A 15,664-nucleotide genomic window follows, 5' to 3' on the forward strand; every position below is an offset into this window, starting at 1 on the left:
GGCCTAAACGTCCAATTCGTTACCATCCTGCCAGCTCGGAGATCAGCAAACCCTTCCTCGTGAGAATGCACTCTTTAGGGGAGGGAAATCCCTTCGTTGTGCGAATGCGGCGATCGTCAAATGAAAAACAGTAGGTCTTGGCAAAATTCCCATGCAGCGCGAAATGCACGAGCCTCTCCTCTGGAAGGACCACCAAGGAAAGCTGAGTAGGAAAATCGCCACCCTGCTGGACCGCATCCTTCAATATCGAAAAAGAGGTCTCCACATCCAGCTCCTCCTGCAGCGAAGCCAATCTCTCGGAAACGATCCGGTAGCGATCTGCCCCGGGTGCATCGCTCATGGGACTGTCTTTTTCTTTTGCGTCGGACAGCGAAAAGTTCGTCAAGACCAAAGTCTGTCGGTCACTCGGTGTGATGTCGATCACCTGCTTGCCTGGCTGTACGATGCAGGCCACATCGGTGCCCGCAACGAGACTCTGGACACTGTGTCCCGGCACGTTCACAATCACATGGTCGTTTACAAAGGAAATTACTTCCGCAGGAGCAAGCTTCTCGCCCATCACATCCTCAAAGAGCCTCATGATATGGACGCAATCTTTTCCTCGGCGGTACGCTCCCGCTGCATTGGCTTCTACCATATGCAGATTCATGAACGTGCCTTTTCGGTTGATGCCGAATGCCGGCAGGAACTGTCCTTGCTCCTCCTGCATCACGAGGAGCTGGCTGTCCTTTTGATAGACCAGCTTGATGGGATGGGCCGAAATGTCAAAATTCATTCCGATCCACGTGCGATCCCCTTTCACCACAAAGCTTGTACACATCCCCGAATGCCCCTTCCTGCCGCTGTCTTGTGCTCTTTTCTCTTACCATACCACAGATGGAAAACTTTTGAAATTCGCACACTACGCGGCCATTTGAAGATTCAGGCACAGAACCTTCGAAGGCCCTTAAAGGCCCTCCGATCATTGGCAGCCCGCCGTTATTGTGATATCGTCAAGCCATAGAGAAACAATTATTTTCAACGGGAAATGAGGAATTGATGGATGACTGTTACGATCTTGCTGTTTGCCGGCCTGGCCGAGCGAGCCAATGAACGTGAAATTAGGTTGACCCTGCCTGAACAAGCGAGCGTTCGTGATCTGCTGGAGGCTGTCGCCGAGCAGCACCCTGTACTCGCTCCCCTGCTTGGCAGTTGCTTTGTTTCGATCAATCACGAATACGCAGCTTCGGATCGCATCATCGGGAAGGATGACGAAATCGCCCTCCTGCCTCCAGTCAGCGGCGGGGAAGACGCTCGCTTTTCCATCACCGACGAGCCCTTGAGTGCAGACAAGCTGGTTCGCATGGTCAGCAATCCCCATGCTGGCGCCGTGCTTACTTTTGTCGGCACCGTACGTGAATTCACACATGGCCAACGAACCGTGTACCTCTCGTATGAAGCATACGCGCCCATGGCCGTCGAAAAGATGAAGCAGATCGCCGCAGAAATCGAGGAGCGCTGGCCAGGCGCACAAGTCGCCATGCAGCACCGCATTGGGGATCTGCAAGTCGAGGAAATCGCCGTCGTCGTAGCTGTGGCTACCGCTCATCGCAACGAATCCTTCGAGGCTGGCCGCTACGCAATCGAGCGCCTCAAGCAAATCGTCCCGATCTGGAAAAAAGAGATGTGGGAAGACGGCAGTGAGTGGAAAGGCCACCAGCAGGGACCCTGGAATCCTCTCTCGATGTACGAAGAAGGAGGGAAATAAATGGTGGATACCCGCTATTCCCGCCAGATCCTGTTTGGTCCGATCGGTCGCAGCGGACAGGAGAAGCTCGGACAAAGCCGCGTTGCCATCGTCGGGATGGGAGCCCTCGGCACCGTTCTCTCCAACCACATGGTTCGTGCAGGAGTAGGCTTTGTCCGTCTGATCGACCGCGATTTTGTGGAACCGAGCAATCTGCAGCGCCAGATGCTGTACGACGAGTCGGACGCAGCCGAGCATTTGCCAAAAGCGATCGCAGCGCATGCCAAACTGTCCCGGATCAACTCTCAGGTCACCATCGAGCCCATCGTGGCCGACCTGACAGCGTATAATGCCGAGGAGCTGCTGGCTGAAGTGGATCTGGTGCTCGACGCGACAGACAACTTCCAGGTGCGTTATCTGGTCAATGACGTCTGCGTCAAACACGGCATCCCTTGGGTGTACGGCGGAGCTGTCAGTGCGACAGGCACCTTTACCGCGATTCGTCCCGGCGAAACTCCGTGCTTGCGCTGCCTGTTTCCGGAAGCACCCAATCCGGGTGAAATGGCAACCTGCGATACGGCGGGCGTCATCGGTCCGATCATCCATATCGTCGCTTCCTATCAAGCTACGGAGGCGTTCAAGATCCTCGTGGGTGCGACGGACGCGCTCAACCCGAATCTGGAGCATTTCGAAATCTGGAGCAACCGCCACCAACAGATCAAGGTCATAAACGGGCGCCGCTCTGACTGCCCATGCTGCGGTCAGCGTGATTTCGCCTTCCTGCATCCTGACTCACAGGACGGACAAGCCGTATCTTTGTGCGGGCGGGATACCGTGCAGATTTCTCCGGCTGCCGCTATGTCGCTCGATCTGGACAGCCTCGCTGAAAGGCTCGCTCTGCTCGGCCAGGTAGAACGCAACAAGTTTCTCTTGCGCTTCCGCGTCGATCCGCATACACTGGTCGTTTTCCCGGATGGACGAGTACTGGTGCAGGGGACGGACGATATCACCCAAGCTCGGACCCTACATGCCAAATACATCGGAGCATAGCCTGTATAAAAAAGGGCGATCTCATGTCGAGGTCGCCTTTTCCTTGCTCTTTTCACGCTGCGCCTGTGCCGCCTGCTTTTGGCAAAACGACCGTAAACGTCGTCCCCGCCCCCAGCTCGCTTTGCACAGAGATCGTCCCATGGTGCATGTCGATGATTTTCTTCACGATCGACAGTCCCAAACCGCTGCCTCCGCCGGTGCGATTGCGCGATTTGTCCGCCTTGAAAAAACGCTCGAACACGCGCTCCTGATCCTCCCGGGAGATCCCGATTCCGGTATCGATCACCCGCACAATCACCTCTCGCTCCATAGTCTGCAGCTGGATCTGCAGCCTTCCCCCGTTCGGCGTAAACTTGATGCTGTTGCTGATCAGATTGTTCCATACCTGACTGAGCATCTCTTCATCCGCCACGATTTCCACCTTGTCCAGCGCGATATCCAGCTCCAGCTCTTTTTCCATCCACTGCGGCTCACAGGCCAGGATGATGCGCCTCAGCTGCTGGTCCAGATGGTACAATCGGGGCTCGACAGGATGGTGTTTTCCCTCCAGTGAAGTGAGCTTGAGCAGGTTTTCACTGATTTTGGACAAGCGCGCACTCTCCGTTTCGATGATCTCCAGATAGTGCATTCGCTCCTCTCGCGTGAGGCGCTCGTTTTGCAGGGCTCTGGCAAACCCGCTGATGGATGTCAAAGGAGACTGGATTTCATGCGAGACATTGGAGATAAACTCCTGACGCAGCTGCTCCATCTGGCTGAGCTGCTCTGCCATGTGATTGATCCCATCCACCAGCTCCCCCCAATGATGATCGATTTTCACGTCGAGATTGACACTGAAATCCCCTTTTGAAATCCTGCGCAGGGCATCGATGAGCATGCGAAAGAGTTCCATGTGACGTCTGGGAAAAAGCCGGGAGATCAGAAACATGGTTAGCATGAAGATGATAAAGCCGAGAAGGCCGCTCGCCACTCCTCTGGTGAACTCTGACGCCTGCGGCCACATTTTGGGAAACAGGGAATGGGTGAGTCCGTACGCTGCCGACCAACTGGCTACGAGGACGATCAAAAGGCCGAGGATGGCGAGCAGCTTGAAACCAATATGCTTTCTCCGGCGCGGCTCGCTCATGGAATCACCTCCAGGCGATAGCCGAGTCCGCGAATCGTCCGGATCAAAAAGCCGTACTCTTCTGCCGGAAAGCGCTCACGGAGCCGATTGATGTGCACATCTACCGTCCGCTCGTTCCCGTCGAAATCATATCCCCAGATCTGTTCGATCAGCTGTTCCCGGGAAAGCGTCTTGCCCGAATAGCTCGCCAGCTTGAACAGCAGCTCAAACTCTTTTAATGGAAGCGTCAAAAGCTTGCTGCCACACGTCACCTCCAGGGTTTGGCTGTTTAGCTGCAGGCTGCCCACCTGCACCACGTGAGAGCTGGCGATGCGGTACCGCTTCAATAGCGCCTTTGCCCGCACCACGAGCTCAGCAGGCTCGAACGGCTTGACGAGATAATCGTCCGTCCCCAGCTCAAAGCCCTTGATCTTTTGCGCAGTCTCGCCTTTTGCCGTCAGCATGAGCAGCGGGATGTCATACTGGCTTCGCAGCTCCCTGCACAGCTCCCAGCCATCCATGTTCGGCATCATGATGTCGAGAACGACCAGATCGGCAGGTGTCATCTCCAGCTTGGACAATGCCTCCACGCCATCCACTGCTTCCATGATGTCAAAGCCTTCCCGCTGCAAAAAGACCCGGACCAACTCCCGTATATGCGGATCATCGTCTACCACCATGATTCTGGTCATCGGTTTACACCCTCTCTTTCACACGCAGCTGCTGCGTGGCAAATTCCCGATACAGCGCATGAGTCTCGAAAAGCTCGGCGTGAACTCCTCTGCCGGTAATCTTTCCTTTTTCCATGAACAGAATCTGATCCGCATCCACCACCGTCGACAGGCGATGGGCGATGACCAGCGTCGTGCGTCCCTTCATGAGATTGGCGAGCGCCTGCTGCACCACCAGCTCCGATTTGCTGTCCAGGCTGGAGGTCGCTTCATCCAGCATGAGGATTTGCGGATCGCGAAGCAAGGCACGCGCGATCCCAATCCGCTGTCTTTGACCGCCGGAAAGCTTGACTCCCCGCTCCCCGACCTGTGTATCGTACGCTTCGGGTAACTCTTCGATAAATTGATCGGCATACGCCATGGCAGCCGCCTGCCCCAGCTCGGCGTCGCTGATTTCCCGATCCAGACCGTAGCATATGTTTTCCCGGATGGTCCCGGCGATCAGCGGGCTTTCCTGTGAGACGTAGCCGATCTTGCTGCGCCAGGAAGCTAGGGAGAAATCTTGAATGGAGTCATTTCCGAGGCGAATCTCCCCGTTCAAAGGCTGATAGTATCGCTCCAGCAGGGAAAACATCGTCGTCTTTCCGCTGCCGCTCGGCCCGACAATCGCGGTCACCTTGCCCGGCTCGATCGTAAAGCTCACATCGTCCAAAATGGTCTCGCCGCCGCTCTCATAGGCAAAGCTCACGCGATCCACATGAATGGGCAGCTCAGCGCTCAGAAGGTCCCGTCCGGATAAGTGGTCCTCTTCCTCTGCTCCCAACGTCTCGATAATCCGCTCCGTCGCTCCCATCGCTTTTTGCAATTGGGTGAAAAACTGTGTGAACTGCCCCAAAGGCATCACGATTTGAACGAGGTACAAAATAAAGGCAACCAGCTCTCCCGCCGTCAGCGCGCCTGTCGCAACACGCATCCCGCCGTACCCCATGATGACGACCAGAAGCACCATCAGAACAAACGAAATGAGCGGTCCGATCATCGCCTGGACCCGGCCTTCCTTGAGTCCATAGCGGAACAGATTGTCGATTCCCTTTTTTCCGCTCTCATACTCATGCGGCTCCGCATTGGACGACTTCACCAGACGAATTTCCGAAAGCACCTGGTTCATGATCGTGGTAAAGCTCGCGGTTTCGTCCTGCAGCCCTTTGGAAATACGATACATCTGCCGGCCGAGCGGAAACAGGATCAGGAACGAAAACGGAACGGCCACCAGCATGACCAAAGTCATCTGCCAGTCGAGGTACAACAGCGTCGCAATCGATCCGATGATCGCGATGACACCAGTAAAGAAATTGGAGAGATGCTCTGTGATCAGCCCTTTGACGACACCCGTATCGTTCGTCATCCGGCTGATCGTATCACCCGTGCGATGGTTGTCGTAATAGGAGACCGGCAGCACCAGCAGCTTTTTCCACAGTCGATCCCGCAGGGCAGCCACAATGCTTTGCCCCACATGATTGAGCAAATAAATGGAGAGTCCGCCCGCAATCGCTTGTGCGATAAAAGCGGTACCCAACAGCACGATTTGCCCTTTACTAATGGAAGAGAGGGTAAAGCTGTCCACGAGATCCTTCGTAAAAAGCGGAATGACCAAACTCACCAGCGTGGTGGCAATACTCAGGAACAGGGCGATTCCGACTTTCCACTTGGACGGATTTGTTTCTTTTATTAATTGAAAGAACGGACGCCAGTTAGCCTGTGTTCGATCCTTTTGTTTCTTATTCATCATGACTATCTCCTTACTTGCACAGATTGTGGCTGGGACTTCTCTCGCTTGATCAATCGGGCGTTTCCTAGAAAAAGGGCGGCTACCCATGCCAGGATGATAAAGAAGAGGCCGAGGGTGAAGACGTGCTGGATGGAAACCACTAAAACCGCTTGTGCATGCAGCATGGCCCCCATCACACTGACCCCGATCGCAGCACCCATGGAGCGGATGAAGCCGAAGAAGGCGGTCACGACCCCGCGCTGCTGATGACCGACTGCGCTTTGCATGGCCGTGCCCAATACCGGCATGAGGGGCCCCATCCCCAAGCCTGCTACTATCATATACGAACCAACCGTCATCAAGGTTGTCATTTCGTCCATCATTCTCAGCAAACCAAATCCGATCGCCATGACAAACAAGCTGCTCCATACGATTTGACGGTACCTAAAACGGGTGACCAGCTGCCCGCCAATGATGTTGCCTGCGATAAAGGCAAGCATGAACGGAATGAGCATGTATCCGGCTATTGTCGGTTTCACTCCGAGAACTTCCTGCAAATAGAACGGCACATAGGTGATGGCTCCAAACATGCCCGCACTCATAAAGAAAGAAACGATGCTGGCACTCGATATGACGGAATTTCGAAACAGGGTTAACGGCAAGATCGGTTCCGCCACCCTGGTTTCGATCCATAAAAACAAGCCGAGGAGAATCCCTCCCAGACCGTATAGTCCGACCAGCATTGCATCCGTTTCCCTGCCGCTCTCGCCTCCGAGCACGAGGGCGAGCAAGATCGCGATGATCGACCCACTCAAGGTAACGGCTCCTGGCCAGTCGATCCAGTGCTTAGTGGTGGTACGCTTTTCTTTGAGCCCTGCCGCCAAGAAGCACATGGCCGCGACGCCAAAGGGCAGGTTGACGTAAAAGACCCAGTTCCAGCTGACTTGCTCGGTCAAATATCCGCCAAGGACAGGCCCAAGAATGCTCGACACGCCGAAAACGGCTGCAAACAGCGCTTGAAACTTACCTCTTCGCTCCGGTGGAAACAAATCTCCCACGATCGTCATCGCAATCGGCATCAGCGCTCCGGCTCCCAGCCCTTGGATGCCCCTGTATACGATCAGCTGCGCCATGCTCCCTGCCATTCCGCACAGAGCTGATCCGACGAGAAAGATTGCCATTCCAAATAGGTACATGCGTTTTCGTCCATACAGGTCTGCGAGCTTTCCATAGATCGGCATGCTCGTCGTCGACGTCAGCATGTAGATGGAAAAGACCCAGCTGTACAACGAGAGTCCCCCCAGTTCCTTGACCACGGTCGGCATGGCTGTCGCCGTGATGGTCTGATCGAGGGAGGACAAGAGAAGTCCCAAAAGCAGCCCGGTCAAAATCAGCTTGGTGTCAGATCCCTTCCCGTTTATCATCCTTCTTCTCTCCTTCAGGTTAGGTGGATGAAATGCGTTCATCCCTTTGCAAGAGAAAAGATACCGCATGAATGTAAACGGAATATAAACGGGATAATACGGGAGGTTAGGTTTTTCATAGAAGAACGGATGCCGTTTTTTCTCCTATGATTTTTGTATATAAATGATGAATTTGGGGTAGATGACAAGAAACAAATCGAGTATAATAGGTTCGTAATGAAGGAAACGAAACTGCGTTTCACCAGATGAAACCCCAAGAATCTTTAGGGAGGTTGTATACATTGGCTAACAAAGATGCTTACAAAGTAAAATCTTCCCTGCAAGTAGGCGACAAGTCTTTCGCGTACTATCGCCTGCAAGGGTTGGAAGAACAAGGTGTTGGAGAAGTTTCCAAACTGCCGTTCTCCATTAAAGTTCTGCTCGAGGCTGCTGTACGTCAGTTCGATGGCCGTGCTATCACCAAAGAACACGTACAACAACTGGCGACCTGGACAAAAGGCCGCGACGAAAACCAAGAAGTTCCACTCGCACCAGCACGTATCGTTCTGCAAGACTTCACCGGCGTTCCAGCTGTTGTAGACTTGGCAGCTATGCGTATCGCAATGAAGCGCGCAGGTGGAGATCCAAAGCGAATCAATCCATTGGTTCCAGTTGACCTCGTTATCGACCACTCCGTCATGGTTGACGATTTCGGTAACGCTTCTGCTCTGGACAACAACATGAAGCTGGAATTCGAACGCAACGCTGAGCGCTACCGCTTCCTGCGTTGGGCACAAACTGCGTTTGACAACTTCCGTGCGGTTCCTCCGGCAACGGGTATCGTTCACCAAGTAAACCTGGAGTACCTGGCATCTGTAATCGCTACTCGTGAAGTAGATGGCGAACTGGTTGCTTTCCCTGACTCCCTCGTAGGTACTGACTCCCACACCACCATGATCAACGGTCTCGGTGTTCTTGGATGGGGCGTTGGCGGTATCGAGGCAGAAGCAGGAATGCTCGGCCAACCTCTGTATTTCGTAACACCGGAAGTCGTTGGTTTCAAACTGACTGGTACCCTGAGTGCCGGTGCGACTGCAACTGACCTGGCTCTGACTGTTACCCAAATGCTGCGCAAAAAAGGCGTTGTAGGTAAATTCGTGGAGTTCTACGGCTCCGGCTTGTCCAACATTTCGCTGGCTGACCGCGCTACCGTAGCTAACATGGCTCCTGAATACGGCGCTACCATGGGCTTCTTCCCAGTAGACGCTGAAACACTGAACTACCTGCGTCAAACAGGTCGCGAAGAAGATCTGATCAACCTGGTTGAAACTTACACCAAGGCACAAGGTCTCTTCCGTACCGACGAAACTCCAGACCCAGTATTCTCCGAAACTTTGGAACTGGATCTGTCCACAGTTGTACCTAGCTTGGCTGGTCCAAAACGCCCTCAAGACCGTGTAGAACTGACTGCTATGAAGGAATCCTTCAACAACAGCCTGCGCACACCAATCGACAAAGGCGGTTTTGGTCTCTCCGAAGAGAAAATCGCAGCTTCCGCACCTGTTGCTTATGCAAACGGTGAAAAAGCTACACTGAAAACAGGTTCTGTCGTTATTGCAGCGATCACTTCCTGTACCAATACTTCTAACCCAAGCGTAATGCTCGGCGCTGGTATCCTGGCGAAAAAAGCAGTGGAAAAAGGTCTGACGAAACCAGCTTTCGTGAAGAGCTCCCTGGCTCCAGGTTCCCGTGTTGTTACTCAATACCTGATCGACGCAGGTCTGATCGATTCCTTGAACACTATCGGCTTTAACGTCGTAGGTTATGGTTGCACCACTTGCATCGGTAACTCCGGTCCATTGCCAGAGGAAACCAGCAAAGCAATCGCGGATGAAGATCTGACTGTAGCAGCTGTCCTGTCTGGTAACCGTAACTTTGAAGGCCGTATCCATGCACAGGTAAAAGCGAACTACCTCGCTTCTCCTCCATTGGTTATCGCTTATGCATTGGCGGGTACAGTAGATATCGACCTGTCCACAGAGCCAATCGGCACTGGCAAAGACGGTCAACCTGTATACCTGAAAGACATCTGGCCAACTCCGCAAGAAATCTCGGAAGCTATGGGTAAAGCGATGAACCCTGACCTGTTCCGTGCCGAGTACGCGAATGTATTCACGGCTAACAAAGCCTGGAATGAAATTGACGTACCGGAAGGCGATCTGTACGAGTGGGATGAAAAATCCACCTACATTCAAGAACCGCCATTCTTCCAAAACCTTACTGGTGCTATTGGTCACATCGAAGACATCAAAACAGCAAGCTCCATCGCTCTGTTCGGTGACTCCGTTACAACTGACCACATCTCGCCAGCAGGTAACATCTCGCCAACCAGCCCTGCAGGTCTCTATCTGCAAGCAAACGGCGTAGAGCGCAAAGACTTCAACTCCTACGGTGCTCGCCGTGGTAGCCATGATGTAATGATGCGCGGTACATTCGCGAACATCCGTATCCGCAACCAAGTGGCTCCTGGCACTGAAGGTGGCGTAACCAAATACCTGCCAACTGACGAAGTAATGTCCATCTACGATGCTTCCATGAAGTATCAAGCAGACGGTACTCCACTCGTTGTACTGGCTGGTAAAGAATACGGTACTGGTTCTTCCCGTGACTGGGCAGCAAAAGGTACTTTCCTCTTGGGCATCAAAGCGGTTATTGCTGAGAGCTTCGAGCGTATCCACCGTGCAAACCTGGTAGGTATGGGCGTACTGCCTCTGCAATTCGTTGACGGTCAAAGCTGGAAATCCTTGAACATCGACGGTACTGAGTCCTTCAGCATCGTAGGACTTTCCGACGACGTTCAACCTGGCCAACGCGTGAAAGTACTCGCTACCCGCAAAGACGGCAGCAGCTTCGAATTCGAAGTGATTGTTCGTCTGGACTCCATGGTAGACGTAGACTACTATCGCAATGGCGGTATCCTGCAAACCGTACTGCGTCAATTGCTGGATGAAGGCAAACCAGTTAACGCATAAGTTCACTTTACAAATAAGTTCGTAACAGCACCCACCCAAATAAAAAGGCAGCCATCGTTTCGACGATGAGCTGCCTTTTTGCATGTCTGTTTATCGATCCATGACTTCGGCTGATGATTTTGCCTGTCTTCGCTTCCACTGTTGATCAATCAAACCGGATGCAAACGTGACACCGATGAAAACGAGCAGTCCTCCCCACACCTGTGGCTGCGTGATCCCCTCCCCAAACAGGACGCTGATCATCGCTGTGAACACGGGGATCAGGTTCAGGGTGATACCTGCCTGACTCGCCCCCACCGCACGCACCGATACGTTCCAGAATACAAAGGAGCAAATAGACGGGAACAAGACAATGTAGGCAATGCCAGTGAAAGCAAGCGGGCTCAGTGTGGAGAAGTCTATCCCCTCCGCGATGGCAAAGGGAAGCATCATGACCACGGCGAAAGCGGTTGACGCAGCTGTGGCCGTAATCGGCGATACCCCCTTCACCTTCTTGCCGATGATGGAATACAGCGTCCACACCAGCACACAGCACAGTACCAGCAGATCCCCTTGATTGTAGTCGGTTTGAAAGACCCGCAAAAGATGTCCCTTAGTCAAGATGACGAGGACCCCTAGCAGCGAGAGGATAAAGCCGGATGCCTGAATACGAGATACCTTTTCACGCAGGAAAAACACGGAAAACAAAACGATCACGACCGGATTCAGGGCTGTCACCAGCGCCGCATTGGTAGCCGACGTATGCTTGAGCGACGAATACAGCAGAACATTAAACCCGATGACACCGAGCAGCCCCATCAAGCTAAGGGGCAGCCATGCTCTTGCGACCTGCCTCCAATCCGGCTTTTCCAATGCAAGCGCGAGTGGGATCAGAATGACGAGCGCCAACACCCACCTCGCAAAAGTCAGCCACAGCGGAGTCATCTCCGATACGACAAACTTGCCAAATACGTAATTGCCTGCCCAAAACAGGTTGCAAAATACCAGCAACCACCATGCGCGTGATTTCCCCACAACTCCCACTCCTCATGCGTTCTCTTTTTATCATGTCCCTCTTAGTATCCTAGTCGCGCCCTGTTTTTTCAATATTTGAACTTTCTTTTCCACGCATGATGGCTCCTTTTCTTAGACACCCTTACACCAGAAGGGGGAATCTGACATGGATCCAGTCAATCCAGCAGGTGAAAAGGATTTTGCACAGATTTATGCGCAGTACAAAGCGGACGGCGAGCAGCAGGCCCTGCGTGAAAATGGAGGAGCAAACCAGCAAGCCGCGGCAGGCAAAGAACAGATTGTGGCTGTCCGGAAAAACGACGACGGGGACCTGATCGCGTTCAAGACAGAGACGGGCAGAGAGCTGGACTACATCACTGCCTTGTCCGAAGCAAAGGCCGGAAAGATCGCACACGTGGACGTCTTTCACAAGTATGGCCGCGATATTTTGCGCAGTGAACCCGACGGCATCAAGGAGAACAATTTGGACAACCTTCCTGAGTTTTAAATGAATGCAAAAAGGTCGCCCGCGGCATGCAGGCGACCTTTTTGCATTCATGGTATGCGTTTACGTTGCAGGGCTTACCTTTTCTGCTGAAAGGATGAGGAACATCGGTCTTCGCATTTCATCCTGCATCAGGGGATCATCCTTCCGCATTTCCTCCGTAGGCATTGGCTCCTGAACTGCTTTGATTCTAAATCCTTGTTCAATCAGGTCATTCATGTAAGTCGAGATGGTGCGATGGTACTTGATGACATTCTCGGCCAAAAAGGACGTTTTTCTCATGCCTTCTTCCTGGTAATGATCGACGGGCCAATGCAGACGCCTGCCTTGCTCGTCTACCGTCCAGTCCTGCTGTGCGCGGGCTGTGAAGATCGGATGCTCGACGGAAAACAGGAAGGTGCCGCCCGTCTTCAGGCAATGGTATACCTTTTGGCAGAGCTCTCCAAAATCCTTGACGTAATGGAAAGCCAACGAACTGATCACCACGTCAAACTGGTCGGGAGAAAACGAAATGTCTTCAATGGGCATTTGCAGATAGGTGACGGCCAGATCGTCCTCTGTCATCTCCCTCGCCTTTTGAAGCATCTTTTCGGAAAGATCTACCCCGACTACCGAGCTTGCCTGCTGTTCACGCGCATAGCGGCAATGCCAGCCGAATCCGCATCCCAAATCCAGGACGTGCTGATCTCGCAGGTCGGGAAGCAGCGACTTGAACACATGCCATTCGCCTGCCCCTTCCAACCCTTTGACAGAACGGTTCATCTGCTGATAGGCGGAAAAGAATGCGGGGTCATCGTATTTGTTTTGTTTCATCATCGTTCACCTCTGCTTTCATGCAGGCATGAATGAGCTGGCGGAGAGCCTGCTTCGCATCGCCTTGAAACCGTCCACCGTGATAGCATACGATCTGTTCGATGTCGTATTCCAGTAAAAGCTGGATCGAGCGGATGGCGGCTTCCATATCCAAGGTGTACTGAGGATTGGCGATGGCAAGCTGTCCTCCCTCCATCACGACTGCGTCTCCTGCGATCAGCGTTTTGGCAGCGGGAAGATACAAGGAAATATGGCCAGGCATATGCCCTGGAGTGTGAACGATCTCGATGCCGCCGCACCAAGGCAGCCTTTCTCCGTGAGAAACCGCTCGATCGACGGCTGCCGGCTCGACTGACTGCAAAAACCGGATGAACGCTTCCGCTCCCGGCTTTTCCGCTTCTGGCAGTACATCCAGGGATGCTTCGGCCTGTTCCACTCGAAGCGACCTTTTCGTTCCTTCCACATAGGGCACATCCAGCTCATGCGCGATGATTTCTATGCGTGGAACCAATCTTTTTAGTGCCGCCATGGACCCGATGTGATCGACATCGTGGTGAGTGATGATCAATTTGGTTAGGGAATCGAGCTGGATGTCATACTGACCAGCAGCTTCCGCAATCTGCTGGATTTGATCCGGATAGCCGCAATCCACGAGAATCGTTTCGTCCCAATCCCGCAAAAGCACTGGGGTAATCGTCTGGGTCTGTCCGTTCCACGTACGATCAATAGGGAGCAGATGCAACACGCTCATAGGTACCTCCTCATTCCTCTGCCATTTACGTACAGCTTACAGCAAGGGATGAGGAGATGAAAGTTCGTTCACGCTACAGAATTAACGATGTCCGCGGATGATTCTGCGGATGCTGTGCTCCGTCAGATGATAGAGCTGGGCGAGCGTTTTGACGGGCACGCCGGAGTGATTCGCCGAAACGATCGCTTCATTTCGCTCCTGGACTAATTTCTTCGACTGGGTACACTCTCCCCATTGCTTTTTATCCTCTTCGCGGACAGGGATGTACAAATAGCTGCCTTGCGTATATTCCTGAATGCTGCGAAGCAATTCTTTCGGCAGCATTTTTTCTGCATTGATGTATTTCATGTCGCTTTGCTCCTGTCTATATCACGTTCGTTCGTTCTATAGAGAAGCAAAGAGTTCCCCTTTTAGTGTGGAGTAGGCTCTAAACAAAGAACTTGCGGAACTCTTTGCTTAGAGCCGAATTCGGCAACGCGAACAAATGCAATCATCATGGGATCACCTCCGAACAGCATTCTTTTCACAGTTTACATCCTCCAGCTGTCTGCCTGCTACCATGAATTCGCTTCAGGTCCTCCTCATTGTGGGGGCGTCGGTACAGCTGGTTCATTCTCTCCCCCCAGGCGTCTCCTTGCCGTTTCCCTTTTCCCCACTGCCGGTACATGCTCCCCTGCCTTGGCCAATCCCCATACCGGCATGTTTCCGTATAGACACTCGTATTTTCCCGCCTCCACCAAATACGTTTCGTGAAAGATCCCGACTGTCCCGTCAGTCCCTACCGACTGATTGAACTTCCTCCATGCTGTCAAATGATTGTGACTATTTCTCGCATAATGTTCCAGATGCTCATAGGAGCGCCAGTATTGGATCTGGGTGAGCTCGCGCGAATTGAAATGTGCGGTACTCCCCAAAAACCCAAGCTCGGGATGCTCATGCAGTTCTTTGAGCATCCCGCCCATGGCAGACGCGACAGGCACCCACTTGTGAAACGCAAGCAACTTGTTCACACGCATGCCGATAATAAACACGACAAAAGGTCCATCCAAATGAGCCGTGAATCTTCCAGGTACTACTTTTGCCATTAGGTCCACCTACCTGATCAATAATTTGAGGTGCATCTCGTAATACGCCATGTAGTCCTTGGAGCGAAACAGATGGGCGGATAAGTAAGCGCCGTAAAAAATGGAGAACAGCAGCACCACAGCTTCTTCCTCGGTTACATGGGGAACGAGCTGCCCGTCTTCACGGATTTCTTTCACACAGCGCCCAAAAATACAATCCAGCGTCACCTCTGCTACCCCTTCCGTCGACTCACGCTCGGGAAACAACAGCCACAGCTCCGTTTCCGTGAGTTTGGGAACCCATGGGTGCATTTTTTGTTCCGACAAAAAGCTGATCAGGCTGAGCATGATGCCGGGGTGCTTCTGGGCATCCTTTGTCACTTTTCCATAGATGTGACGTACGGCTTCCCATCCTCTTTTGCCCGAATCCGCGAGCTCTAGGTAGCACTGAGCCTGCCAGACGCTCATGAAGTAAATGAGCAGGTCTTCTTTTTGCGGGAAAAACTTGAAGAAGGTGACTTTCGAGATCTCCGCCTGCTGACAGATTTCCTCCACGAGCACCTGGCGAAAGTTGTGCTCTCCACTCAGATCCAGACTGGCTTGCAGCAATGCCAGCTTCGTCTTGGCCTTTTTCTTTTCACGCAACGATATCTTCATCATCTATGAGGTTCTCCTATGTCGATTCAATTACCCTTATGTTAGTATATAAATTAACAAGAGTAAAGTTTTTTACAAAAGAAAGCACTCCCTCTCTCGATTTTCTTTTTTCGGGTAGCCAATCGCCCT

General features: G+C 52.8%; 15 protein-coding genes. 4 read left to right on the forward strand and 11 right to left on the reverse strand.

Annotation, left to right across the window (positions count from 1 at the left end; translation table 11 throughout):
- Positions 1-19 precede the first annotated feature (19 nt).
- Positions 20-820, reverse strand: a complete 801-nt coding sequence (locus tag JNE38_RS21845) for a hypothetical protein (RefSeq protein WP_203353242.1) — start codon at positions 818-820, stop codon at positions 20-22.
- 222 nt (positions 821-1,042) lie between these two features.
- On the opposite strand from JNE38_RS21845, the gene JNE38_RS21850 reads away from it, so the two are divergent.
- Together JNE38_RS21850 and JNE38_RS21855 are read left to right on the forward strand one after the other, a co-directional pair.
- Complete coding sequence (locus JNE38_RS21850; RefSeq protein ID WP_203353243.1) at positions 1,043-1,747, forward strand: molybdenum cofactor biosynthesis protein; 705 nt, start codon at positions 1,043-1,045, stop codon at positions 1,745-1,747.
- A gap of 3 nt (positions 1,748-1,750) precedes the next feature.
- On the forward strand, positions 1,751-2,776 hold the full coding sequence (locus JNE38_RS21855) for a ThiF family adenylyltransferase (RefSeq protein ID WP_203357678.1): 1,026 nt from the start codon (positions 1,751-1,753) through the stop codon (positions 2,774-2,776).
- A gap of 52 nt (positions 2,777-2,828) precedes the next feature.
- On the opposite strand, the gene JNE38_RS21860 is transcribed toward JNE38_RS21855, so the two are convergent.
- The 4 genes from JNE38_RS21860 to JNE38_RS21875 are packed head-to-tail and all read right to left on the reverse strand — an operon-like array spanning position 2,829 to position 7,741.
- Positions 2,829-3,899: a sensor histidine kinase gene (locus JNE38_RS21860; protein WP_203353244.1), complete on the reverse strand. Its 1,071-nt coding sequence runs from the start codon at positions 3,897-3,899 to the stop codon at positions 2,829-2,831.
- Positions 3,896-4,570, reverse strand: a complete 675-nt coding sequence (locus tag JNE38_RS21865) for a response regulator transcription factor (RefSeq protein WP_203353245.1) — start codon at positions 4,568-4,570, stop codon at positions 3,896-3,898. The genes JNE38_RS21860 and JNE38_RS21865 overlap by 4 nt, the downstream gene beginning before the upstream one ends.
- Before the next feature lie 4 nt (positions 4,571-4,574).
- Positions 4,575-6,335, reverse strand: a complete 1,761-nt coding sequence (locus tag JNE38_RS21870; RefSeq protein WP_275296727.1) for an ABC transporter ATP-binding protein — start codon at positions 6,333-6,335, stop codon at positions 4,575-4,577.
- A 5-nt stretch (positions 6,336-6,340) separates the two neighbouring features.
- The gene (locus JNE38_RS21875; protein WP_203353247.1) at positions 6,341-7,741 is read right to left on the reverse strand and encodes an MDR family MFS transporter; all 1,401 of its coding nucleotides are present in this window, start codon (positions 7,739-7,741) and stop codon (positions 6,341-6,343) included.
- A gap of 281 nt (positions 7,742-8,022) precedes the next feature.
- Here JNE38_RS21875 and acnA point away from each other — a divergent pair, with 281 nt between their 5' ends.
- On the forward strand, positions 8,023-10,752 hold the full coding sequence (gene acnA / locus JNE38_RS21880; RefSeq protein ID WP_203353248.1) for an aconitate hydratase AcnA: 2,730 nt from the start codon (positions 8,023-8,025) through the stop codon (positions 10,750-10,752).
- A gap of 90 nt (positions 10,753-10,842) precedes the next feature.
- Here acnA and JNE38_RS21885 read toward each other — a convergent pair whose 3' ends face one another.
- Entirely contained in the window at positions 10,843-11,766 is a 924-nt protein-coding gene (locus JNE38_RS21885; RefSeq protein WP_203353249.1) for a DMT family transporter, read from the reverse strand.
- Between the two features lie 145 nt (positions 11,767-11,911).
- Here JNE38_RS21885 and JNE38_RS21890 point away from each other — a divergent pair, with 145 nt between their 5' ends.
- Entirely contained in the window at positions 11,912-12,253 is a 342-nt protein-coding gene (locus JNE38_RS21890; RefSeq protein WP_203353250.1) for a DUF3892 domain-containing protein, read from the forward strand.
- Between the two features lie 60 nt (positions 12,254-12,313).
- Here JNE38_RS21890 and JNE38_RS21895 read toward each other — a convergent pair whose 3' ends face one another.
- The 5 genes from JNE38_RS21895 to JNE38_RS21915 all read right to left on the reverse strand — a co-directional run bounded on the left by JNE38_RS21895 (position 12,314) and on the right by JNE38_RS21915 (position 15,538).
- Complete coding sequence (locus tag JNE38_RS21895) at positions 12,314-13,063, reverse strand: class I SAM-dependent methyltransferase (protein WP_203357679.1); 750 nt, start codon at positions 13,061-13,063, stop codon at positions 12,314-12,316.
- Complete coding sequence (locus JNE38_RS21900) at positions 13,041-13,814, reverse strand: MBL fold metallo-hydrolase (protein WP_203353251.1); 774 nt, start codon at positions 13,812-13,814, stop codon at positions 13,041-13,043. Before JNE38_RS21900 ends, JNE38_RS21895 begins: the two co-directional genes overlap by 23 nt.
- A gap of 81 nt (positions 13,815-13,895) precedes the next feature.
- Entirely contained in the window at positions 13,896-14,162 is a 267-nt protein-coding gene (locus JNE38_RS21905; RefSeq protein WP_203353252.1) for a CD3324 family protein, read from the reverse strand.
- Positions 14,163-14,395: 233 nt separating this feature from the next.
- Complete coding sequence (locus tag JNE38_RS21910; RefSeq protein ID WP_203353253.1) at positions 14,396-14,899, reverse strand: DUF4188 domain-containing protein; 504 nt, start codon at positions 14,897-14,899, stop codon at positions 14,396-14,398.
- 9 nt (positions 14,900-14,908) lie between these two features.
- Positions 14,909-15,538 carry a TetR/AcrR family transcriptional regulator gene (locus JNE38_RS21915; RefSeq protein ID WP_203353254.1) on the reverse strand — a complete coding sequence of 210 codons (630 nt, stop codon included), beginning with the start codon at positions 15,536-15,538 and terminating at the stop codon, positions 14,909-14,911.
- Between the last annotated feature and the right edge of the window lie 126 nt (positions 15,539-15,664).

Source organism: Brevibacillus choshinensis, from assembly GCF_016811915.1.
GTDB lineage: Bacteria > Bacillota > Bacilli > Brevibacillales > Brevibacillaceae > Brevibacillus > Brevibacillus choshinensis_A.